The organism is Luteibacter sp. PvP120, assembly GCF_054055715.1.
On record NZ_JBSRXP010000001.1, the window covers coordinates 587,181 to 608,694 of the forward strand.

Annotated in this window: 19 protein-coding genes; 6 read left to right on the forward strand and 13 right to left on the reverse strand. The window is 63.0% G+C overall.

Translation table 11 applies throughout. The annotated features are described in order from the left end of the window. Positions 1 to 10: 10 nt before the first annotated feature. Genes ACVKN3_RS02120 through ACVKN3_RS02130 form a run of 3 tightly spaced genes read right to left on the reverse strand, consistent with a single transcriptional unit; the run spans position 11 to position 2,396 of the window. On the reverse strand, positions 11 to 310 hold the full coding sequence (locus ACVKN3_RS02120) for a DUF6587 family protein (RefSeq protein WP_354512769.1): 300 nt from the start codon (positions 308 to 310) through the stop codon (positions 11 to 13). Further along, complete coding sequence (feoB, locus tag ACVKN3_RS02125) at positions 307 to 2,154, reverse strand: ferrous iron transporter B (RefSeq protein WP_285401643.1); 1,848 nt, start codon at positions 2,152 to 2,154, stop codon at positions 307 to 309. Before feoB ends, ACVKN3_RS02120 begins: the two co-directional genes overlap by 4 nt. After that, entirely contained in the window at positions 2,151 to 2,396 is a 246-nt protein-coding gene (locus ACVKN3_RS02130) for a FeoA family protein (protein ID WP_036141014.1), read from the reverse strand. The genes feoB and ACVKN3_RS02130 overlap by 4 nt, the downstream gene beginning before the upstream one ends. A 105-nt stretch (positions 2,397 to 2,501) precedes the next feature. On the opposite strand from ACVKN3_RS02130, the gene ACVKN3_RS02135 reads away from it, so the two are divergent. Then, positions 2,502 to 3,287 carry an enoyl-CoA hydratase-related protein gene (locus ACVKN3_RS02135; RefSeq protein ID WP_285401640.1) on the forward strand — a complete coding sequence of 262 codons (786 nt, stop codon included), beginning with the start codon at positions 2,502 to 2,504 and terminating at the stop codon, positions 3,285 to 3,287. Between the two features lie 4 nt (positions 3,288 to 3,291). Here the strand turns inward: ACVKN3_RS02135 and ACVKN3_RS02140 are convergent, their stop codons facing one another. Beyond that, entirely contained in the window at positions 3,292 to 3,774 is a 483-nt protein-coding gene (locus ACVKN3_RS02140; protein WP_354512766.1) for a glutathione peroxidase, read from the reverse strand. Positions 3,775 to 3,901: 127 nt separating this feature from the next. Here ACVKN3_RS02140 and ACVKN3_RS02145 point away from each other — a divergent pair, with 127 nt between their 5' ends. The 3 genes from ACVKN3_RS02145 to ACVKN3_RS02155 all read left to right on the forward strand — a co-directional run bounded on the left by ACVKN3_RS02145 (position 3,902) and on the right by ACVKN3_RS02155 (position 6,456). Next, positions 3,902 to 4,906: a methionine ABC transporter ATP-binding protein gene (locus ACVKN3_RS02145; RefSeq protein ID WP_354512764.1), complete on the forward strand. Its 1,005-nt coding sequence runs from the start codon at positions 3,902 to 3,904 to the stop codon at positions 4,904 to 4,906. Beyond that, positions 4,903 to 5,577 (forward strand): methionine ABC transporter permease, encoded by a 675-nt coding sequence (locus ACVKN3_RS02150; protein WP_285401634.1) that lies wholly within the window; start codon positions 4,903 to 4,905, stop codon positions 5,575 to 5,577. Before ACVKN3_RS02145 ends, ACVKN3_RS02150 begins: the two co-directional genes overlap by 4 nt. 69 nt (positions 5,578 to 5,646) lie before the next feature. Then, positions 5,647 to 6,456 (forward strand): MetQ/NlpA family ABC transporter substrate-binding protein, encoded by an 810-nt coding sequence (locus tag ACVKN3_RS02155; RefSeq protein WP_285401632.1) that lies wholly within the window; start codon positions 5,647 to 5,649, stop codon positions 6,454 to 6,456. A gap of 67 nt (positions 6,457 to 6,523) precedes the next feature. Here ACVKN3_RS02155 and pncB read toward each other — a convergent pair whose 3' ends face one another. Next, complete coding sequence (pncB, locus tag ACVKN3_RS02160; protein WP_354512761.1) at positions 6,524 to 7,702, reverse strand: nicotinate phosphoribosyltransferase; 1,179 nt, start codon at positions 7,700 to 7,702, stop codon at positions 6,524 to 6,526. Next, the gene (locus ACVKN3_RS02165) at positions 7,699 to 8,082 is read right to left on the reverse strand and encodes a thioredoxin family protein (RefSeq protein ID WP_354512759.1); all 384 of its coding nucleotides are present in this window, start codon (positions 8,080 to 8,082) and stop codon (positions 7,699 to 7,701) included. Before ACVKN3_RS02165 ends, pncB begins: the two co-directional genes overlap by 4 nt. A gap of 108 nt (positions 8,083 to 8,190) precedes the next feature. On the opposite strand from ACVKN3_RS02165, the gene ACVKN3_RS02170 reads away from it, so the two are divergent. Further along, complete coding sequence (locus ACVKN3_RS02170) at positions 8,191 to 9,021, forward strand: c-type cytochrome (RefSeq protein ID WP_354512757.1); 831 nt, start codon at positions 8,191 to 8,193, stop codon at positions 9,019 to 9,021. Between the two features lie 48 nt (positions 9,022 to 9,069). On the opposite strand, the gene ACVKN3_RS02175 is transcribed toward ACVKN3_RS02170, so the two are convergent. The 7 genes from ACVKN3_RS02175 to ACVKN3_RS02205 all read right to left on the reverse strand — a co-directional run bounded on the left by ACVKN3_RS02175 (position 9,070) and on the right by ACVKN3_RS02205 (position 20,255). Beyond that, entirely contained in the window at positions 9,070 to 10,860 is a 1,791-nt protein-coding gene (locus ACVKN3_RS02175; RefSeq protein ID WP_354512755.1) for an XVIPCD domain-containing protein, read from the reverse strand. A gap of 183 nt (positions 10,861 to 11,043) precedes the next feature. Next, on the reverse strand, positions 11,044 to 11,178 hold the full coding sequence (locus tag ACVKN3_RS02180) for a DUF2256 domain-containing protein (RefSeq protein WP_456991093.1): 135 nt from the start codon (positions 11,176 to 11,178) through the stop codon (positions 11,044 to 11,046). A gap of 650 nt (positions 11,179 to 11,828) precedes the next feature. Beyond that, positions 11,829 to 12,167 carry a hypothetical protein gene (locus ACVKN3_RS02185; protein WP_354512751.1) on the reverse strand — a complete coding sequence of 113 codons (339 nt, stop codon included), beginning with the start codon at positions 12,165 to 12,167 and terminating at the stop codon, positions 11,829 to 11,831. A gap of 89 nt (positions 12,168 to 12,256) precedes the next feature. Further along, complete coding sequence (locus tag ACVKN3_RS02190; RefSeq protein WP_354513377.1) at positions 12,257 to 14,974, reverse strand: RHS repeat-associated core domain-containing protein; 2,718 nt, start codon at positions 14,972 to 14,974, stop codon at positions 12,257 to 12,259. A 6-nt stretch (positions 14,975 to 14,980) separates the two neighbouring features. Further along, positions 14,981 to 16,609 (reverse strand): DUF6531 domain-containing protein, encoded by a 1,629-nt coding sequence (locus ACVKN3_RS02195; RefSeq protein ID WP_354512749.1) that lies wholly within the window; start codon positions 16,607 to 16,609, stop codon positions 14,981 to 14,983. Then, positions 16,606 to 18,288 (reverse strand): DUF6531 domain-containing protein, encoded by a 1,683-nt coding sequence (locus tag ACVKN3_RS02200; RefSeq protein WP_354512747.1) that lies wholly within the window; start codon positions 18,286 to 18,288, stop codon positions 16,606 to 16,608. Before ACVKN3_RS02200 ends, ACVKN3_RS02195 begins: the two co-directional genes overlap by 4 nt. A 707-nt stretch (positions 18,289 to 18,995) precedes the next feature. Further along, the gene (locus ACVKN3_RS02205; RefSeq protein ID WP_354512745.1) at positions 18,996 to 20,255 is read right to left on the reverse strand and encodes a dicarboxylate/amino acid:cation symporter; all 1,260 of its coding nucleotides are present in this window, start codon (positions 20,253 to 20,255) and stop codon (positions 18,996 to 18,998) included. 164 nt (positions 20,256 to 20,419) lie between these two features. On the opposite strand from ACVKN3_RS02205, the gene ACVKN3_RS02210 reads away from it, so the two are divergent. Then, positions 20,420 to 21,508: an alkene reductase gene (locus tag ACVKN3_RS02210; RefSeq protein ID WP_354512743.1), complete on the forward strand. Its 1,089-nt coding sequence runs from the start codon at positions 20,420 to 20,422 to the stop codon at positions 21,506 to 21,508. Positions 21,509 to 21,514 lie beyond the last annotated feature (6 nt).

Genomic DNA, 21,514 nt, shown 5'->3' on the forward strand with positions numbered 1-21,514 from the left:
CCGGGGCTGGCTAGCCCCGGGTCTTGAAGGTCAACGGCTGGCTCTCGACGGTCGGGCCGACCGACGGCGCAGGCCCGCACGAGCCGCACGAGCCGCAGCCATCGCCACAGCTGCCGGTAGCCACCGCCGGCTGGATGCGCCGGCCCAGCGCGCGAAGCATGGCGGGGCGACCGTCGCGGTTGAGCGCCGCCGATACCCGCGCCATGGCCCGCACCGAGGTCTTCGGCAGCAGCTTGCGGAACGCGACATAGGCGGCCGCGAGCACGACGACCGCGATGACGACACCCTGGACGATATCGAACGTGCTCATGAGAGCGCCCTCGCGATCTGGTAGGTGGCCAGCGAGGCAAGGTAGGCCAGGCCGAACAGGTAACCGGCGGCCACGGCCACGTTACGCCACGAGTTGGTCTCGCGGCGGATCACCGCCAGCGTGGACATGCACTGCGGCGCGAACACGTACCAGGCCAGCAGCGACAGGGCGGTGGCCAGCGACCAGGAATGCGAGATCACCGGACCCAGCTGCGAGGCCACGGTATCGTCGCTGCCGGACATCGCATACACGGTGCCCAGCGCGGCCACGGCGACCTCGCGCGCCGCCAGGCCCGGCACCAGCGCGATGCAGATCTGCCAGTTGAAACCGATGGGCGCGAACACGTATTCCAGCAGCCGGCCCAGGCGGCCCGCCATGCTGTAGTCGATGGCCGGGCCCGTGGCGCCCTCGGGCGGTCCCGGGAAGCTGGACAGGAACCACAGCAGCACGGTGAGCGCGAGGATGATGCCACCCACCCGCTTGAGGAAGATCAGCGCGCGCTCCCACAGGCCCAGGCCGATGTCGCGCACGTTGGGCAGCCGGTACGAAGGCAGTTCCATGATCAGCGCGTGCTCGCTGCGATCCTTGCGCAGCCGCTTGATCACGAACGCGACCAGCAGCGCACTGAAGATGCCGGCGAAGTAGAGCGTGAACAACACCACGCCCTGCAGGTTGAAGATGCCCGCCACCGTGTGGTTGGGAATGAACGCGGCGATCAGCAGCGTATACACCGGCAGGCGCGCTGAGCAGGTCATCAGTGGCGCCACCAGGATCGTGGTGAGGCGATCGCGCGGGTCCTGGATGCTGCGCGTGGCCATGATGCCGGGGATGGCGCAGGCGAAGCTGGACAGCAGCGGGATGAACGCCCTGCCCGTCAGGCCCACGCGGAACATCATCCGGTCGAGCAGGAACGCCGCGCGCGGCAGGTAACCGGATTCCTCCAGCACCAGGATGAAGAGGAACAGGATGAGGATCTGCGGCAGGAACACCAGCACCGCGCCCAGCCCGGCGAACAGGCCGTCCTTGAGCAGGCTGTGCAGCGCGCTGCCCTCGGGCAGGAACCCGGTGACCCCATCGCCCAGCGCGGCGATACCGGCCTGGATGCCGTCCATGACCGGCTGCGCCCACGAGAACACGGCCTGGAAGATCATGAACATGAGTGCCGCGAGGATCGCCAGGCCGAACACCGGATGCAGCACCCAGCGATCGATGGCGTCGTCGAGGGCCGCGGTGTCGCGCGGCAGCGTGACTGTCTCGGCCAGGATGGAACGCACCTCGGCGTGCAAGCGGTCGCGGTCGGCCGTGTCGATATCGGCAGGCTGGATGGCGGGCACGGCCCGGTCGATGCGGTCGATCAGCGCCTGCGCCCCGCCGCGCTTCACCGCGATCGTCTCCACCACGGGCACACCAAGCCGGCGCGACAGCGCGTCCACGTCGATCGCCATGCCGCGACGGCGCGCGGCGTCCATCATGTTCAGCGCGAGCACCACGGGGCGACCCAGGCGGCGCACTTCCAGCACGAACCGCAGGTGCAGGCGAAGGTTGGTGGCGTCGGCCACGCAGACGATCAGGTCGGGCGGCGCCTCGCCGGGATAGCGTCCCTGGCAGACGTCACGCGTGATCGCCTCGTCGGGACTGGTCGCGTCGAAGCTGTAGGTACCCGGCAGGTCGAGGATCTGCAACGTGCGCCCGGACGGCGTGACGAAGCGGCCCTCCTTGCGTTCCACGGTGACACCGGCGTAGTTGGCGACCTTCTGCCGGCCGCCGGTGAGCTGGTTGAACAGGGCCGTCTTGCCGCAGTTGGGATTGCCGACCAGGGCGATGCGGGTGGCGATGGCGCTCATGCGGCGTCCTCCATGGCGATGGTGACGCGCGCGGCCTCGGTACGGCGCAGCGCGAAACGGGTCGAGCCGATTTGGATCAGCAGGGGATCGCCACCGAGCGGCCCGCGCGCCACCAGGCGCACCGGCTCGCCGGCCACGAAGCCCAGGTCGCGCAGGCGCTGCGCGATGGGATCGGCGGGATGGGCATCGGTGACGGACTGGACCACGGCTTTGGCACCTTTCGGCGCGTCGGAGAGGCGCACAGCAAATACTCAAATAAGAACTGTTCGCATTGTATGCCTTTAGCACGAGGGCTGCACATGCCGTGCCGGCCTATTATGATCTTGCACCCTGCCCGGAGATTGCCCATGCCCGCCGTCGAACTCCGCCGTCATGGCAGTACCGCCCATCTGGTGATGAACCGTCCCGAGGTGCACAACGCCTTCGACGACGGCCTGATCGCCGAGCTGACCGCCGCGATCGACGAGGTCGAGAACGACGACAGCGTACGCGCCGTGGTGTTGACCGGCAGTGGCGGCAGCTTCTCCGCGGGGGCCGACCTGAACTGGATGCGCGGCATGGCGGCCGCCAGCGAAGCCGACAACCTGGCGGACTCGCTGCGCCTGGCCGCACTGATGCGCCGCCTGCAATTTCTTGCGAAGCCGACCGTGGCACGCGTCAACGGCGCGGCCTTCGGCGGCGGCGTGGGCCTGGTCGCGTGCTGCGACATCGCGGTCACGGTGGACAGCGCGCGCTTCGCGCTGTCCGAGGTCAAGCTGGGCCTGGTGCCCGCGGTCATATCGCCCTACGTGGTGGCCGCGATCGGCCTGCGCCAGGCCCGCCGGCTGTTCGTCACCGGCGAACTGATCGACAGTGCCGCGGCACTGTCGATGGGCCTGGTGCACGAGGTGGTACCGCCGGACCAGCTGGACGCGGCCGTGGAACGTGTGCTGGGCCTGCTGACGCGCGGTGGACCCGTGGCGCAGCGCGAAGCGAAGCGGCTGGCGCTGGCGATGGGCGGTCACACCCCGGCCGACGCGGAACGGACGGACGCGGGAAACGCCGCGCTGATCGCACGGCTGCGCGTGTCGCCCGAGGGCCAGCATGGCCTGTCCGCCTTCCTGGACAAGACCACGCCGGCCTGGGTGGGATGAGCGATCAGCCCAGCAGCGGCGGCAGGTCCTTGCCGATCTTTTCGGGCGTGTCGGTGGGTGCATAGCGTTCCACCACCTGGCCGTCGCGATCGACCAGGAACTTGGTGAAGTTCCACTTGATGCCTTCGGTACCCAGCAGACCCTTCTTCTGCGATTTCATCCAGCGGAACAGCGGGTGCGCCTGCTCGCCGTTGACCTCCACCTTCGAGAACATCGGGAAGCTGACGTCATAGGTGAGCGAGCAGAAGTCGCGGATGTCCGCGTCGTCGCCCGGTTCCTGGTGACCGAACTGGTCGCATGGAAAACCCAGTACCTCGAAGCCTTGCGCCGCATACGTCTTGTGCAGTTGCTCCAGCCCCTTGTACTGCGGCGTGAACCCACACTTGGACGCCACGTTCACCACGAGCAGGGCCTTGCCGCGGAACTCCGCCAGCGACCGCTCGTTGCCGTCGATGTCGCGTGCGGAGAAGTCGTAGATGCTGGTCATGCGCGGTTCCTGGCGTCGATGGGGATCGGCACAGTCTACGCCCGGCACGACAGCCATCGTGCGCTGCCGACCGCCGGCCGGCTTCGGCTACCATGGGTGCCCGTTACCGGCTGGAGCCACCCGCCCCGTGATCCGTTTCGCCTCCGCATCCAAATCCTATCGGGTGGAGGGCACCCTCGTGCCCGCGCTGGAACCCGTCGATCTCACCATCGAGGCGGGCGAGGTGTTCGGCATCATCGGCCATTCCGGCGCCGGCAAGTCCACGCTGCTGCGCCTGATCAACCTGCTGGAGCGCCCCACCGCCGGCCAGGTGTTCATCGCCGATCGCGACGTCACCCACGCCACCGGCGCCGAACTGCGCCGCCTGCGCGCGGGCATCGGCATGATCTTCCAGCACTTCAACCTGTTGTCCTCGCGCACGGTGGCGGACAACGTCGCCTTCCCGCTGCGCCTGCACGGCGAGCATGACGAGGCGCAGATCCGGGCGCGCGTCGACGAACTGCTGGCCCTGGTGGGCCTCACCGCCCACGCGCGCAAGTATCCCGCGCAGCTCTCGGGCGGCCAGAAACAGCGCGTCGGCATCGCAAGAGCCCTGGCCAGCAAGCCGTCCATCCTGCTCTGCGACGAGGCCACCAGCGCCCTCGATCCGCAAACCACGGCGTCGGTGCTGGAACTGCTGGCCGACATCAATCGCCAGTTGGGCCTCACCATCGTGCTGATCACGCACGAGATGGACGTGATCCGCCGCGTCTGCGACCGCGTGGCCGTGCTCGACGCGGGGCGCGTGGTCGAGGTGGGCGACGTGGCCGATGTCTTCCTGCACCCGCAGCACCCCACCACCCGCCGCTTCGTGGCCGAGGCCGACCACCGCGAAGGCCGTGGGCCGGAGTTCCCCGGCATCGACGGGCGGCTGTTCCGGCTGTCCTTCCGCGGTGCGGCCACCTATTCGCCGCTGCTGTCCCGCGTGGTGCGCGACACCGGCATCGAATACAACCTGCTGTCGGGCCGGGTCGACCGGATCAAGGACACCCCGTACGGGCAGCTGACGCTGGCCATGCACGGCGAGCGCCTGGACGAAGCCCTCGCGCAGCTCCGCGCGTCCGGCGTAGATATCGAGGAGGTGGCCCGATGAGCCCCATGCAGACGCTGTTCCCCAACATCGACTGGCCGGAGATCGCCCAGGCCTGCGTCGACACCCTGCTGATGCTGGGCGGCTCGCTGCTGTTCACGCTGGCGCTCGGCCTGCCGCTGGGCATCTGGCTGTTCCTCAGCGCACGGGGCCAGCTGCATGCGCGGCCGCGGCTGTATGCCGGGCTGTCGCTGGTGGTCAATGTATTGCGTTCCGTGCCCTTCATCATCCTGATGATCCTGCTGATCCCGCTCACGCAGGCCATCACGGGCGTGAGCATCGGCATCCGCGGCGCCATCGTGCCCCTGGTGATCGGCGCCGCCCCGTTCTTCGCCCGCCTGGTGGAAACCGCGCTGCGCGAGGTGGAGCGCGGCGTGATCGAGGCCAGCCAGGCCATGGGTGCCACCACGTGGCAGATCGTCACCCGGGTGCTGCTGCCCGAGGCGCGTCCCGGCCTGATCGCCGCCACCACGGTCACCGCCGTGGCGCTGGTCGGCTACACGGCCATGGGCGGCATCGTCGGCGCTGGCGGCCTGGGCGCGCTGGCCTACCAGTACGGGTACAACGGCTACAAGCCCGATTACATGCTGGTGACCGTGGCGCTGCTGGTCGTGCTGGTGCAGATCCTGCAATCGCTCGGCGACCGCCTGGTCCTGCGCTACACGCGCCGCTGAGGCGCCTTTGCATACGGCGGTATGGACGTCTATGCTGGCGGGCCGCACCATCCGCCACGGACGTCCGCCATGAAGAACTACCTGCTGCCCCTCACCGCCGCCCTCGCCCTTTTCCTCGCGGGGTGTTCCGGCAGCGCGGGCGACGGCAAGACGGATGGCTCCGCCACGCTCACCGTGGCCGCCACGCCCGTGCCGCATGCGGAGATCCTCAAGCAGATCAAGCCGCTGCTGGCCAGCCAGGGCGTGAACATCGAGATCAAGGTGTTCACCGATTACGTGCAGCCCAACATGCAGGTGGCGCAGAAGCAGATCGACGTCAACTTCTTCCAGACCGAGCCCTACCTGGATGCGTTCAACAAGGAGCGCGGCACCCACCTGGTCAAGGTGGTGGGCGTGCACATCGAGCCGTTCGGTGCGTATTCGAAGAAGTTCACCTCGATCGACCAACTGCCCGACGGCGCCGACGTGGTGATTCCCAACGATCCCAGCAACAACAGCCGCGCGCTGCTGCTCCTGGCCAGCCATGGCCTGGTGAAGCTCAAGAATCCCAACGACCGCCTTGCCACCCTGAAGGACGTCGTGGAGAACCCCAAGCACCTGAAGTTCCGTGAACTCGAAGCGGCCATGCTGCCGCGCGTGCTCGACCAGGTGGATCTCGCCCTGATCAACACCAACTACGCCCTGGCCGCCGGGCTCAACCCGGTCAAGGACGCGCTGCTGATCGAGAACAAGGATTCCCCGTACGTCAACTACCTGGTCGGCCGCGACGACAACAAGGACGACCCGCGCGTGAAGAAGCTCGCCGCGGCGCTCACCTCGCCCGAGGCCAAGGCGTTCATCGAGAAGAACTACAACGGCGCCGTGCTGCCCGCGTTCTGATCCGTCCGGCCGGATCCGCCTGGGCCGGCCGGCGATTCGCCCAGACCGGCCCGCATGACTGGTGGCATTACGCCACCGACATGCCGAATACCTTGCGCAGGTAGCTCACGTATTCCACGTCGTCGCTCATGTTCTTGCCCGGCGAGTCGGAAATCTTCGCCACCGGCTGGCCGTTGCAGCGGGTCATCTTGATAACGATGTTTATCGGTGCCGGGCCCACGTCGTTGGTCAGGTTGGTGCCGACGCCGAACGAGAGCAGGCAACGGCCGTCGAAGTGACGGTACAGGTCCATCACGCGCGGGATATCCAGGCTGTCGCTGAACACCAGCGTCTTCGTCCGCGGGTCCACGCGATTGGCCACGTAGTGCGACAGCACCCGGTCGCCCCAGGTGAACGGGTCACCGGAATCATGCCGCGCGCCGTCGAACAGCTTGCAGAAGTACATGTCGAAGTCGCGCAGGAACGCGTCCAGCCCGTAGACGTCGGACAACGCGATACCCAGGTCGCCGCGGTACTCGCGTGCCCACGCTTCCAGTGCGGCCGTCTGCGAGTCGCGCAGTCGCGGTCCCAGCGACTGGAACGCCTGCAAGTATTCATGCGCCATGCTGCCGATCGGCACCAGCCCCTGTCGCATCGCCAGCAGGACGTTGCTGGTGCCGGCCAGCTGGGTGCCCAGGCCCTCCGCCAGGGTAGCCAGCATTTCCTCGTGCCAGGCCCTGGAGAACCGGCGCCGCGTGCCGTAGTCGGCGATGCGCACGCGCTCGTACCCTGGCGTGTCATGCAGCAGGGCGATCTTCGCGCGCAGGCGCGCCCTACCCTCGGCCAGGTCCAGGTCCGGTTGCGTCGCCCGGTAGTACAACTCGTTGACGATCGCCAGCAGCGGCACCTCGAACATGATCGTGTGCAGCCAGGGCCCCTCGATCACGATGTCGATCTCGCCGGGCGCGGTAGCCGACGGTGTGATCGACACGTACTTGGCGTTGAGATGGAACAGGCCGAGGAAGTCGACGAAGTCGCTGTCGATGAAGCGCAGGCCACGCAGGTAGGCCAACTCGTCGTCGGTGAAGCGCAGCGCGCAGAGGCCATCCAGTTCTTCGCGGATGCGCCCGATCAACGGCACCAGGTCCACACCTGGCGTACGGCAGCGAAAGCGATACTCCACCTGTGCGGCCGGATACTGGTGCAGCACCACCTGCATCATCGTGAACTTGTACAGGTCGGTGTCCAGCAGCGAGGTGACGATCATGCGGTGGCTCCGGTCAGGCCGATCTGCTTGTTTACCGCGTCGACGAAGGCATCCGCCCCCGGCCACGAGGTGATCCGGCCCAGCTTGCGGCCACGATGGAAGAGGAAAAACGCGGGGATGCCGTGCAGGCCGAAGCGCGTGCCCATGGTCGGGTCGTCGTAGACGTTGTCGTGCAACCAGCGCACCTCCGGCCAGGCGAAGCGCTCCGCCGCCAGCAGGATCTGCCGCTTGGCAATATCGCAATTGGGGCAGTCGCGGCCCCACAGGAACAGGATCGCGATGCGCCCGTCGTCGCGGGCCAGTTCGGCATCCAGTACGGCGTCGGTGACCTTCTGCATGGAAAATTCGTCGAAGAACCGGGGGACGGTGGTGTCGGCCATGGTGAATCCGTGATCGTATCGAATCCCCGAGGTGGGGACGATGGGACGATAATCCGAGGGTACCGACAGCGCCGCCTTCCACCCAGTCATCCGGACATAGGACATGCCGTGCGCATCCTGACCATCATCGCCCTGCTCTGCTTCGCCACGCTCGCACCGGCCGCCACCCTGACGCTCGACACGGGCAAGGGCATGCAACGTCTCACCACGGCGCAGCTGCTGGCCCGCCCCGATGTCCGTATCGTCGATGTCCCCGGCGACGTCTCGTACCATGCCGCCATGCGCTACCGCGCGGTGCCCCTGAAGGCCCTGCTGCCCGGCATCGATCCGGCCGCGCACCTGCAATTCGTGGCCCTGGACGGCTTCGCGGCGGAGCTGCCGGGGTCGCTCGTCACGGGCCAGGGTGCCCAGGGCGCCGAAGCCTGGCTGGCCATCGAGCCGCCGGACGCGCCCTGGCCGGCACTGAGCAAGGACAAACCGGGCGCCGGCCCGTTCTACCTGGTCTGGCTGCATCCCGAGGCCAGCCACATCGGACCGGAACAATGGCCCTACCAGATCGCCGCCGTCCGGGTGCTCGCCGACCCCGCGACACGTTTCCCGAAGATGCGCCCCGCCGCCGACCTGCCACCGGACGCCCCGGCCCGCCGCGGCTTCGCCGTCTTCCAGCGCAACTGCCTCAGTTGCCACACCCTCAACGGCCAGGGCGACGCACGATTGGGCCCGGACCTCAACATCCCGCACAGCCCCACCGAGTACCTGCGCGAAGACATGCTGCGCACCCTCGTCCGCAACCCGCAATCGCTACGCCAGTGGCCGCAAGCCAAGATGCCCGGCTTCAGCCCCGACACCCTCTCCGACCACGACCTGGACGACCTGATCACCTACCTCAAACACATGGCCGCCCACCGCGCCGCCCCCACACCGACACCGACACGGTAGGAGCCCACGATGTGGGCGAAAAACCAACAACGCGGTGTCGCTGAAGCGTCACCTCCCCATCGATGGCGACTGTGCGGCTGCCTGCTGTTGTGCCTGCTCCGGCGTCTCGGCCAGCGATGGTTTAGCTTCGGCCTGGTGGTACTGCTCTGAGCTCGTCGCCAGGGGCGTATTGAGCGCCTGGACGGTCGGCACCTCTGCATATCGATGCGCCCCTGCCGAGGTCGCCGTTCCGTAGACGAATACCGTCGATGCGTCTTTGGTGTTGGGTTCAACGCCGCCAACATGCGTGATCCCGTTGGCTTTAGCTGCCACCGTCAGAACTCCCGAGAGATTGTCGCTCTGCGCATCGGGCGACTTTCTATACCGGGTGTCCATCTCATGCACGTAATCACGGACTTGCGTAAATAATTTATATCCCGGATGCGAGGGGTCATCGAGTGGCACACTCTGTGGCGCTCGAACACTCGATGGGCTGCCCTGCGACGGCCCCTCCTGGTCATGCTGGAGCTCCGGGGTCTTGCCTTGGACCTGAAGCGTTCCTGGCAGGGTTTGCTGAGGGTGCGATGGATCGTTTGGATAAATTCTTTGCAACGCTTCCAATACCCTGACCTGGTTGCCCTGTGTAGCAGCCATCTTGAGAGCGAAGGCTTGGGACGGGTCGGACCCTTCGTCCAGATTCGCTCGCCGCTCCACCCAAACATTGGCGTCGGATGGCCTTGGATTCGCTTGCTGGGTGTCACTGGCGAGCTTTTGCATCTGCTCTTCCGTGAGCGTCAACGTCACCTTGTCACCTGGTTTTATCGGTGTATCCGAGCCTGCGCGCTCCAAGGGAAGATTGTTCAGGCTAGGACACGAGTTCTCGTTGGCATCAAAGGTGAGGGTGTAGCGCCGCGCGGACACCACCTCGTGACCGTCCTTGTCGAACGTCGATTCGATGGCCAGCGGCACGCCCGTGTCGTACTGGATCTTCAGCGCGGATGATTCCGTGCTTCCATCGGGGCGTTTCGTTACGACAAGTTCCCCCGTGTTCTTCTGAAGATCGATACTTTTTTCGAACTTACCCAGCGTGATTCCCAGCTGCGAGGCCGACGACAGGTCATGGGTCTCCACCGTGGAAACGTTCGACACACCTGGACCCGATTCCTTGGGCAGCACCCCCAATCCGAGGAACCGGTTATAAGCTCCCTGCCCTTGCGGCGTAGACAGATCGAATTCGGCCGTCTGCAACTGCTTACCCTCGAGCTTGTCCTCTCGTCCGAGAAGCGCGCGAGCCTTACCGAATTCCACACCTATGCCGTCGTACTTCTCCAAAGCGTCCTTGGGCCCGGCCATGACCCGCACCATGTGGTCGGACGTCTTCTCGACAAGGACGCCGCTTCCACGCTCGGTCGAAACACGCGATTCGATCGCCAGGTGGTCGAAGGTGCCGGTGAGTTTGCTTTTTTCGAAGTTCGCGCTGTCGATCGACACCTTCGTGCCGACGGGCATGGAAACAGGATCGTACGGCGTGATAGTGGCCGGGTCCCTGTCTGCGAGCGCTTTCTCCGGCACGACGACGTTATACGTCGAGCGCAAGCCCTGGCGCTCCTCCACGCCCACGCCCCCCTTCTCGCTTTTCACCTCACCCTTGGCCGTTGCGGAGACCTCGGCCGTACCGGTCCAGCTGAGATTTCCATTCTCATGCCGGGTCTCGGTCGAAAGCTTCCCGCTAGCGCTCACGGAGAGCGTCACGCCTACTCCAGCAATGTTTTCCTTGTATTCGGCGGTCTGTTGGCCGCTTACCGTGTCGCCGTGCGCAGTGGGCTTAACTTCGAATTTCGTCTTGGTTTCCGTTGGCATGGTTACTCCCTTGGAGTGACGACGCGAAGAGTGGATCTATGCCTCGCGCAAAAACGGTGGGTTGATCTTTCGCCGCTAATCGTACCAAGCGCATTGCCGACGTGAAATGAACCGGAGAGGATTGGCGCAGCGATGCCGGCGCGCAGCCCTTCTAACGAAATAGCGCTCGACCACGGACGCCTCTCACCCCCGACACTGCTCTGAACAATACCGAACGTTCTCCCAGTCCCTGGCCCACTTCTTCCGCCAGGTAAACGGGCGCCCGCACTTCTCGCAGACCTTGGTGGGCAGCTCGGACTTCTTACGCATGTGGGGCATTGTCAGGGCAACCTCTTGATTAGCTTGCAAAGGGCCATGTAGATCTTCTCATAGCATTGTCTTCAAGCGGGAACCAGAGCCGTATCACAGCCAAAGAGTAACGATTCCGGCAGCCGATGCCGAGAGTGCGCAACCCGCAAGTCCTGCAAAGTACCGCCGCCGCAGTTGCTGACCACGCTCGGTGAGAAGACTGGGCGTCAGCAATGCGTTCAGGGGAGTTGGCGCATCTCGGCGAGCACGAGCGCTCGGTCGCCTGAATTGGCGCAGCATGCCAAGCGCCATAACTCCTGCCCATAGGACGGCGAGCACGGCCATGGCGGCAAATAAGATAAAGAGATAAATCATCGAAGTTTCGCGTCGCCTCCTCTCAGGAAGCAATGTTTAGCAAAAAATTCGCTTTTTCGTGAAGCAAAGCAGTCAAGAGCCAACCGACATGTGTTCGGCCATGATGACGAAGAACTCAATCCAACGATCCGCCTCATTGAGCGAGCCGGGCTGGCCGGTCACATATGATGATAGATCAGTTTAAGTAGCAGTACTGACAAGCCTGCGACGTCCGCGTTGCAGTCAAATGTCGTCAAAGGCATGTGCCATTGGCCGCCGTCAGTGGCACATCACTCAAAGAGGTATAGTCACTTTACGAAGCCCCGCTACGTGGCCAAGAAGGTCTTCACCCGACGACTCAAAAATAAATACGCGCCCAACACTGTAAGTTGGAAAGCCGCGAAGAGAAAGTCATAGAAGTATTCGGTGCGAGTATAGAACATGCCGTTGATCTGCTCGACTAGATAAGCGGCAACGTAGAGCCCTGCAAAACTTGAAATGTAAGCCAATCGACCAAGCGACCGAGATTTAAGTAGCCAGATTCCGGCGCCAAAAAAAAGGAATATGGCAAACGTGAATATTGGCCCACTGCCATTTGTCCACCAGTCCTTTAGTCCGACCCTCTTCTGACCGACAACGGCGCCACCTGGGACGATCGTCGCCACCACAAGAATTACTGACATTAGTGAGAGTAGTGTCAGGACCCTCAAGGGCCACGGCATTCTTTTAAAGTTCTTCACGAATTCACTCATATCTAGTGACCTACAACCTCAATACCTGTCGACCATCCAATCCCAAAAGCTTTTGCCGAGGCCCTATTGAAGGTTAGCGAGTCGGCCGGGCCGCTTTCCACGTATCCCTTACCCGAACCATCTAGGGCAAAGCCAGCGGAGTTTTGGATTGGATTCCAAGATGCCGGGCCAAGAGTGATTCCGCCCTGATTGAAAATCCCAAGCGTTGAGCCACTCGTGCAGTCCTTGCCGTCCGCTCCGGGTCGCCTACCAGCAGAATCGAGTGATCCACCAATTGATACGCCCACGCCAAGACGACCACCATAGAACCATTCGCCAGAGGAAGGATCACGCCCAAATTGGATACCTCCGCCAAACCCAAGATAAGCTTCGAATGAGAAAGACCAAAGTCCAAGCGGATCAGCCAAGGCCAACGGATTATTTCTTACATAGGTGTATGTGCTCGGGCCACCCAGCAAACCGATCGGATCACTCTGAATGTACCTTCCTGTCGTGGGATCATAATCCCGATTGACGTTGTAGGTCAGCCCGCTCTCGGCATCAAAATACTGACCCGGAAACGTCTGGTTCAAGACATATCCAGAACTCGAGACCGGCTTGCTTTCGCCGAACGGGTTGCTCGCATATGGCCACCCCCAAAGGATCGCACCAGCCGGCGATGTGACGGCACGAGGGGCGCCCAGTCCATCGGCGATAATGAAACCTAGGAATGCACCGTCGGCAATCGCCAGTGGCACGCCGCCCACGGCGACGTAGTCACGGGCACTCGTGCCGCCAAGCTCTGAGAGAAGTTGGCTTCCCTCGTCGTAGACAAAGCGCGTCGAGGTAGCGCCAACGGTCTTCACCACTCGCTCGCCGCTCGCGTTGTAGACGTAGCTTGCGGTGGTGGCCCCATTCTGCTGAACCACCGTCATGCGGTTACGGCCGTTGTACCCATATCCCCAAACCTGCCCGGCTACCGCATTGCCAGTAGTGTTGCCGTTGGCATCATAGGTTCGGGAGGCAGCACCGATGGACGTCAGCCAGTGGGTGCCCTTCTGGTAGCCATAGCTACCGGTGGCTATTCCCGGTGCGGCCTTGCTCAGGCGGTCCCCGGCCAGGTTGTAGGTGTAGGTCTCCACCGGTGTCCCCGCCGCGTCCTGGACAGCGGTCAGACGGTAGAGGGGGTCGTAGAGGTAATTGGCCGTGCTGCCATCCGACTCGCTCACACCCGTGATGTTCCCCATCTCATCCAAGCTGAAATGCAGTTCCAGCGCGGGGGAGACGATGTCGGTGACCCGGTAATTGCTGTCGTAGGTGCGGGCAACAGTTTGCCCGTTGCCGAAGGTATAGCTCTGGATGGGCCCGAACGGCAGCCACGTCACACCGCTCGCGACGATCTGCTCGGCACCGCCCGATGGCGTCACCCAGACCCCGCTCACCTGGCCGAGCGAATCGTAGCCGTAGCGGACGACCGCTCCCCCTGGGCGCGTTTCGGTCAGAAGCCGGTTGGCGGCGGTGTAGCTGTAGCCGAGGGTGTCAGTGATCGCCCCCTGTGCCTGCTTCTTCTGGATGACGTTGCCGCGCTTGTCATAGCAGTAAGTGGTGGTCACCCCCTGCTCCACGATCCTTGTAAGGTGGCCGATAGGCGCTGACGCAGCACAACCGGTGACCGTGTTCGCCTCGTCATAGTGATAACCCACATTGAGCGTCGCGTCACTGTAAAACGCCGACAGCGGCCGGTTCAAAGCGTCATAGGTGTACGTCGTGACCACACCGCGGGCGTCTGTGCGGGTCAGGTGGTTGCCGGCGGCGTCCACGGTGAACGTGGTGGTGCCGGTATCCGGGCTGTGAATGCCGGTAAGGTCACCGAGGCCGTTGTGGTCGTAGAGGGTATTGAGGCTCGACGGGTCGCTGACTGCCTCAAGATTGTCGCTGGCATCAAACGACGACACCGTCTGGGCATTGGCGGACGTATCCGTCCCGTTGTAGTTGTCGATGGTGCTGACCAGGCGGTTGAGCGCATCGTAGCCCTGCTTGCGCTGGACACCCTTGGCGTCCGCGCTGTGGACCGGGTGGCCTTCGGCGTCATAGCCGTCGGTGGTGTCGAAGGCCAGCACGGTACGATTCAGGGCATCGACCACAGTGAGCAACTGACTCAGGCTGTTGAAGGTACGGGACACGGAACGCTTGAGGCTCCCTGCCGAATCGAATGTCTCCTCCTTCGTCCGGTTGCCGGCGGCATCCAGGGTGTAGTGGACGCGGTTCCCAGCACCGTCCGTGATGTCAGTCAGCCGGCTGGCATCATCAAACGTGTATTTGAGCACCACACCGTCAGCATCGGTCGTCTGGACCACATTGCCAACCGCGTCATAAGTCAGGCTCATGGTAGCGGGAGTGCCGGTCGCATCACGCACCGTGGTCGCCAGCCAGCCCTCAGGGGTGTAGGTCATGGTCGTGACCACCCCGTTGGCATCGACTGCCTGACCTGGGTTTCCGTAGGTGTCGTAGGCACTGTACGTCGTCACGTGGCCGAGCGCATCGGTAAGCGTGGCCAAGCGACCTTGCGAATCGTAGGTGTACTTGGTGATGTCGGAGACATCCGTCCGGGGTCCATCGACGCTCGCCACCAGTCCCTTGGCATTGTAGGCGACGGTGGATACGCGATCAGCGGTCGCGGCATGGCTCGCGGCAGCACACAGGGCAAGGGCGAGCGGGGTCCAGCGCAGTCCTTTAATCATGTTCAATCACTCCTTAATCGAATGAAATTGCGTGGAAAGCAGACGACCCTGCGGATCATAGCTATAGGTCGTGATGCGGTCAGACGTTGTCACTGAGGCGGGACGGAAGCTGGTGCCGCTCCAGATGGTCGTGGTAGCGCGCTCACTGGGCGTGTCTTTCGCCTCAATGCGGCTGGTTTCCCGCCCGAGGGAGTCATAGGCATAGGTCGTCACGTGGCCGAGGGCGTTGGTCCGACTGCCAAGTTGGGCATTCGCTGTATAGGAAAAGGTGGAATTTGAAGCGGGGCAGCCTGCGGCGGGCTCGCCCTCTACGGCAGTAATGCGCTTAGCACCCTGGACAATGTCGAAGCGGTATACCACCGGATGACCGAGCGGGTTGGTCACGGTCGTAGAGCCATCGGTGTTGTAGGCGAAGGCAAAAGCGCCCTTTCCTCCGGCCATCGCCGCAGACACCGCCCGCCCGTTCGAGTCATACGCCCATGTGCTCACCCGAATGCCCCGCTCGTCGATGACCCCGGTCAGCAACTTGGGATTGTTCGAGTCTTCGTAAAGATAGCTGCGGGTCGTCGAATGCTCCGGCCAGGTCTTCTTGACACCGGTCAATCGGAAGGAGCTGTCGACGGTGTACGTAATCGTAAGGTCTCCCACGACCAGCGAAGACGGCCATCCATAATGTGTGGTGTAGACCATTTGGTGTCCGAGCGAGTCCGTCGCGGTCATTACGGAATCGTAGGTTGGCGTTGTACTGTAGGCCACAGTGATCGCGTCTCCGTTGTATTTTTCCCAACGCACAAGCTGACCTTGGAGATCAAAGGTCATTTGATCATTGAACCGAGACGTATAAGTCCAACCGCGAGAGTCCTGGACAAGCGTGCCAAGCTCTCCACCTTCAGGCACCAACACCCCATTACTAGCGACAAAAAGTGCTGTCCGATCATCTTCGAAGCGAATCACGGCGCTTCGCGTACCAGTTCCGCTGTCACTGTAGAGACGCGTATTTAGCGTAGTCGACCATCCGCCGTTACTTCCACTATTGTAATTTCGGGTAAATCGGAGCTGACCATCTTGGTCGGCGTAATCAGTTTCTGTTTCGAAAACGTTGCCGTTGGCGGGGTTTACCGGGTCACCACAGGAAACGAATCCGACATTGGCCGGACTGGTGGGATCACCCAGTTCTTTGCGGCCCTGCTCCTCATCCGGCGACTCGCAATAGCCTGACATCGGGTTGTAGACCTGAGCCGAAGTACAGTTGTCGCCGTTCCTGAAGACAACGTGGCCATATGAGTAAGTCCCACCATATTTCGAGCTAGTCCAGTCAACATCACATCCCCAAACCTCCACCTTTGGTGGATAGGTGTAGCTAATTTGGGGAGGTTTGTAAGGCAGTGGAGTATCCGCGTCCGCGCCCGGTGGCGGACCAGCCATGTCGGTGGCATACGCTACGTGACATGCCTCATCAGGCGTCGCATAGTGCGTCACGGTCGGATCTGACCCATCCTTGTCGAGGGTGTAGTAATAATCCTCGGCCATCGCACCGCCACCGAAAATCAGCAATGAAAATGCGATGAGAAGTTTCATTTTTTGATATTTCATGTTCGCGTAAAGTCCTGTATCGATACATTTTGATACGCTCATGGATTTCGCGTGCTTGCCTTTGTACCGATCAGCCGACCCTTCGTGTCGTACGTGTAGGTCATTACCCGGTCAGGCGTCGTAACCGTTTTGGGCCTGAAAGTCGTCCCATCCCACGTAGTGGTGGTAACTCGCTCCTGAGCAGTACCTTTGGCCTCGGTTTTTGACGTAATTCGACCCTGCGTGTCATAGGCAAAGGCCGTGACGTGGCCAAGCGCGTCGGTTTGCGTTGAGATTTGCCCACGCGTGTCGTAGGTAAATGAGGAATTGCTGACAGGGCACGCCAAGGCAGGCTCGCCTTTCACAGCCACCATCTGACGGGTTCCCGCGATGACTGCATATTTGTAGGTGACCACATGGCCTAGGGCATTGGTCACGGTCGTGGTTCCGTCGTCTGCGTAATCAATGGTGGTCTTATCCAGACCGGCACTACGGATGCTGGACGTCGCCCTGCCGTCGGCGTCATACGTCCAAGTCGACGCGCGAATACCCCGCTCGTCAACGAGGCCCGTCAGATGGGTGGCGTTCTTTGTGTCCTCATAGAGGTACGACTGGGTGGTCGTCTTTCCCTGAAGAGTTCGGGCTGCCATGGCAAGCATTCCCGCACTGTTGTATGTGTAGACAGCCGAAACGCCGGGAGCCGACAGCGTGCTCAGCTGCCCTGACGCGATGTCTTCGCTGAATACCAGCGTGTGACCTCGCGAATCTTTGATTGTCACCTGATTCTTGGTGAATGTCGGGTCGTAGCCGTAGCTTAACGTTTGCACCAAGCCGCTTGACGCCTTGTAGCTGGTGAGCTGCCCGTCGCCGTTGAACGTCAACGTTTCATTGTCGGGCGACGAATAGACCCAGTTCGATCCGGATTTGACAAGGCTGCCCCGCTCGGTTGGCTCACCGGTCGCGACATTGCCCGCCATGGAGAAGACCGAGGCCCTTCCATCGTCGAACGTCAGCGTTGCCGACGAAACCAGCTGGACAAGAGATGCGCCATACGAGTGACGCCACCGGCCTTCGCTACTGTTGTAAAAACGCACAAACTGCAGCTCGCCATCCCGGTCGCTGTAATCGGTAAGCTTCTCGAATTCGTTGCCGATGGCGGCGTTGATGGGATCGCCGTGACAGCTGCTCGGATCGTTGTTGGCTTCATCGTCCGGGTCACCCCGCTGTCGGCGATCCTGCTGGTCGGTACTGGGTGCACACTGACCTGTAGTCGCATCAAACGTCTGTCCAGAAGGGCATACATCCCCGGCAACGGCGATGATGTGCGTAAGAGTGTTCACTCCGGACCCGATGATGACCTTGAATTCACACTTATACGCAGGCAGCCCGAAGTCCTTCCAGTAAATTGGAGGGGTATAAGGCAAGACATGGGAGACATCGCTGGTGAAGCGAGGAACGTCGGCCGCATAGGCGACCTGGCACGCGGAATCTGCCGTAGGATAATGAACCATATCCGGTGAGGGCGGATATGCCGGGGAGTCAAGCGCGAACCACACCTGCTCCGCTTGTGCTGTTTGTGTCGACGCCACGAACAGAAATGCAAATCCAAAAGGTGACTTCATGACCTTCCATGCTGGCTGAGTGTGGGGCAGGACGATGCGTTGTTTAAGCCGCGAGGGTTGAGACCTGTTTAATGTTTCATGCCGGCTTCGCTTCAGATCGGCGACAGCGATAAGCTGCATGTTGATCCCATGGCATTGAGCCACGGAATGTTGCTAATTTTTACCGGGTTTCTCCCCATCCTCTGAATGCCTCGCACAGCCCGCCATGGTGCTCTTGGACCTGACAAATGAAGGCGACATGCAACCGGACTATCCTTGCCCATGAGCCATGGCAGCGCACAGGGTGAGAGCGAGCGGGGTCCAGCGCTGTCCTTCATTCGGCTCGGCCGTCGCTACACTGCCAACCAGCAGAAAACACGGATGCTCGGAGAGATGTGCGCTATGTCGGTAATATCGGTAACAGCGTCTACTGCATACGCGGCCCGGCATGCTGCATCTGCGGTCGGACGATGCATGAGGCTTTCCGACACGGAAAAGGACTGAGAGTCGAGGGCAAACCAGTCCGTTTCGGCTTGCGCCGACGCCGTCATGAACACGAAGAAATCTAAAACCCCTGAAGCTTTTTTTATACCTTTCCCTGGTCAAATTGTCGACGGAACGATGCGGCATTGGCGAAACGCGGAATGCGAACGCGGTCACGCTTTTAGCTGTTTAAACACCGGCTGACAAGAATCGGCGGGCAACGCCGCATAAGCCCTCGCATTGAAGACTTACCAACAGGGAATCTACTGCCGGCTGATGTCGTCAATCAGCCGACATTTGTGTAGGAAAAGCCCTACACGATCGACAGTTGCTATCCAAAGACGCCCGCGTCTCGCAACGGCGCCCTAAGCAATACGTGCAGTCCCTGCCACCGCCCGGTTGTAAACCCCCAAATCCAGAATCCCCCGCTCCCGCGCCACCAGCACCGGCACCACCATCTGCCCGGTCACATTGGTCAGCGTGCGCATCATGTCCAGTATCCGGTCGATCGCCACCAGGTAACCAATACCCTCCAACGGCAACCCCGCGGAACTCAGCACCAGCGTCACCATCACCGTGGCCGTGCCCGGCACGCCCGCCGTGCCGAACGAACCCAGCACCGAGGCCAGCAGGATCACCACGTACTGCGCCGGCTGCAGGTCGAGATGGAAATACTGCGCAATGAACACCGAGGCGATCGCCGGATAGATCGCTCCGCAGCCGTCCATCTTGATACTTGCACCCAGCGGCACGGCAAACGCCGCGTACTCCTCCTTCACGCCCATGTTGGCGACCACGCTGCGCAGTGCGATCGGCATCGCCGCGAAGCTCGACGACGAGGTGAAAGCCACCTGCATGGCCGGGAACGCCGCACGGAGGAAAGCCAGTGGATTCAGCCCGTGCGCGAGCAACAATCCGCCATATACCACCACGATCTGCAACACGCAGGCGAGGTAAAGCGCACCGACGAACGTGGCCAGCGGCAGCAGCTTCTCGAAGCCGTAGCTCCCCACCAGGGCAGCGATAAGCCCGAACGTGCCTATCGGCGTCACCTCGAGCACGAAGCGCGTGACCTGGATCATGCCGTCGTTGGCCTCCCCCGCCAGCGCACGCAGCCGGGCCGACTTCTCGCCGATCTTCACCAGCGCCAGCCCGAGCAGGCCGGCGAAGAAAATCACCTGCAGGATCTTGCCCTCGCTCAAGGCGTGGAAGGGATTGGCCGGCACGATGTCCAGCAGCACCTGTACCGGCTGCGGCACCGCGCGCGGTTGCCAGCCGACCGGCGCGGTCAACCCCTGCACGCCCAGGCCGGGTTGCAGCACGTGTGCCACCAGCAACCCGACCAGTACAGCCAGCGTGGCCGTGGCGGCGAACCACGCGAAGGTACGCCCGCCCAGGGCGGCGACGTCCTTCACGCCGTGCAGGCTCGACACGCTGTGTAGTACGGCGAAGAAGACCAAGGGCACTGCGATCATCTTGATCAACGTGACGTAGAGCGTACCGAGCGGCCCGAACCACGTCGCCGCGTCAGGGCCGATCAGCCAGCCTGCCAGCGCGCCGAACACGAAGCCCGCTGCGACACGCTTCCAGAAACGGATGCGGAACCAGTAACTGAACAAGGACATGCGACACACCACGGAAGACGGGCTGCGCACGTTAACGCGAGACACGGCCATCTGGACGGCCATGTCGAAACGCTGTGTTTCCCTTCACGAACAGTGAGGGGTTGCATGGCGGAACGCACGCCCCATGGCCTGTCGCTTTTTTCCATCGCAATACAGGACCCGACATGACCGACCCGCACACCTTGTTCGAACCCTTCCGCGCCGGCGATATCGAGCTGGCCAACCGCATCGTCATGGCACCGCTCACCCGCGACCGCGCCGGCCCGGGCCTCGTGCCGCGCCCCATCGCCGTCGAGTACTACGCACAACGCGCTGCCGCGGGCCTCATCATCGCCGAGGCCACGCAGATCTCGCCGCAAGGCCAGGGCTACCTGGATACGCCGGGCATCTACAGCGGCGAGCAGGTGCGTGGCTGGAAGAAGGTCACCGACGCCGTGCACGCAAAGGGCGGCAAGATCGTGTTGCAGCTGTGGCACGTGGGGCGTATCTCGCATACCAGCCTGCAGCCCGGCGGCGCCGCACCCGTGGCACCCTCCGCCATTCGCGCCGACGGCAAGACCTTCACCGCGAACGGCTTCGAGCCCGTGTCGGCCTGCCGCGCCCTCGAGGCCGGCGAGATCCCGCTGATCGTCAACGATTACCGGCGCGCCACGGAGCTTGCGCTGGACGCCGGTTTCGACGGCGTGGAAATCCACGCAGCCAACGGTTACCTGATAGACCAGTTCCTGCGCGACAAGACCAACCATCGCACCGACGCGTGGGGCGGCAGCATTCCCAACCGCCTGCGCTTCCTGCGCGAGGTGGTGGAGGCGGTTGTCGGGGTCGCGGGGGCCAGCCGCACGGGCATCCGCCTTTCTCCCACCACGCCCGCCAACGACATGGCCGACTCCAACCCCACGGCCGTTTTCACCGCGGCCATCGACGCGCTGAAGGCGCACCCACTGGCCTACGTGCACGTGATCGAAGGCGCCACGGGTGGGCCGCGCGATGTCGAGCCCTTCGACTACGAAGCGCTGCACCGCCGCCATGGTGACGGCCCGTGGATGGTCAACAACGGCTACGACCGCGCCATGGCGATCGACGCGGTGGGCAGCGGCCGCGCGGACCTCGTGGCCTTCGGCCGTCCGTTCATCGCCAACCCGGACCTGGTGGATCGCCTTCGCCATGGCTGGCCGCTGGCGCGTCCCAACCCGGCGACGCTGTACGGCGGCGGCGCCGAGGGCTACACCACCTATCCGGTATACGCGGCCTGAGCACGG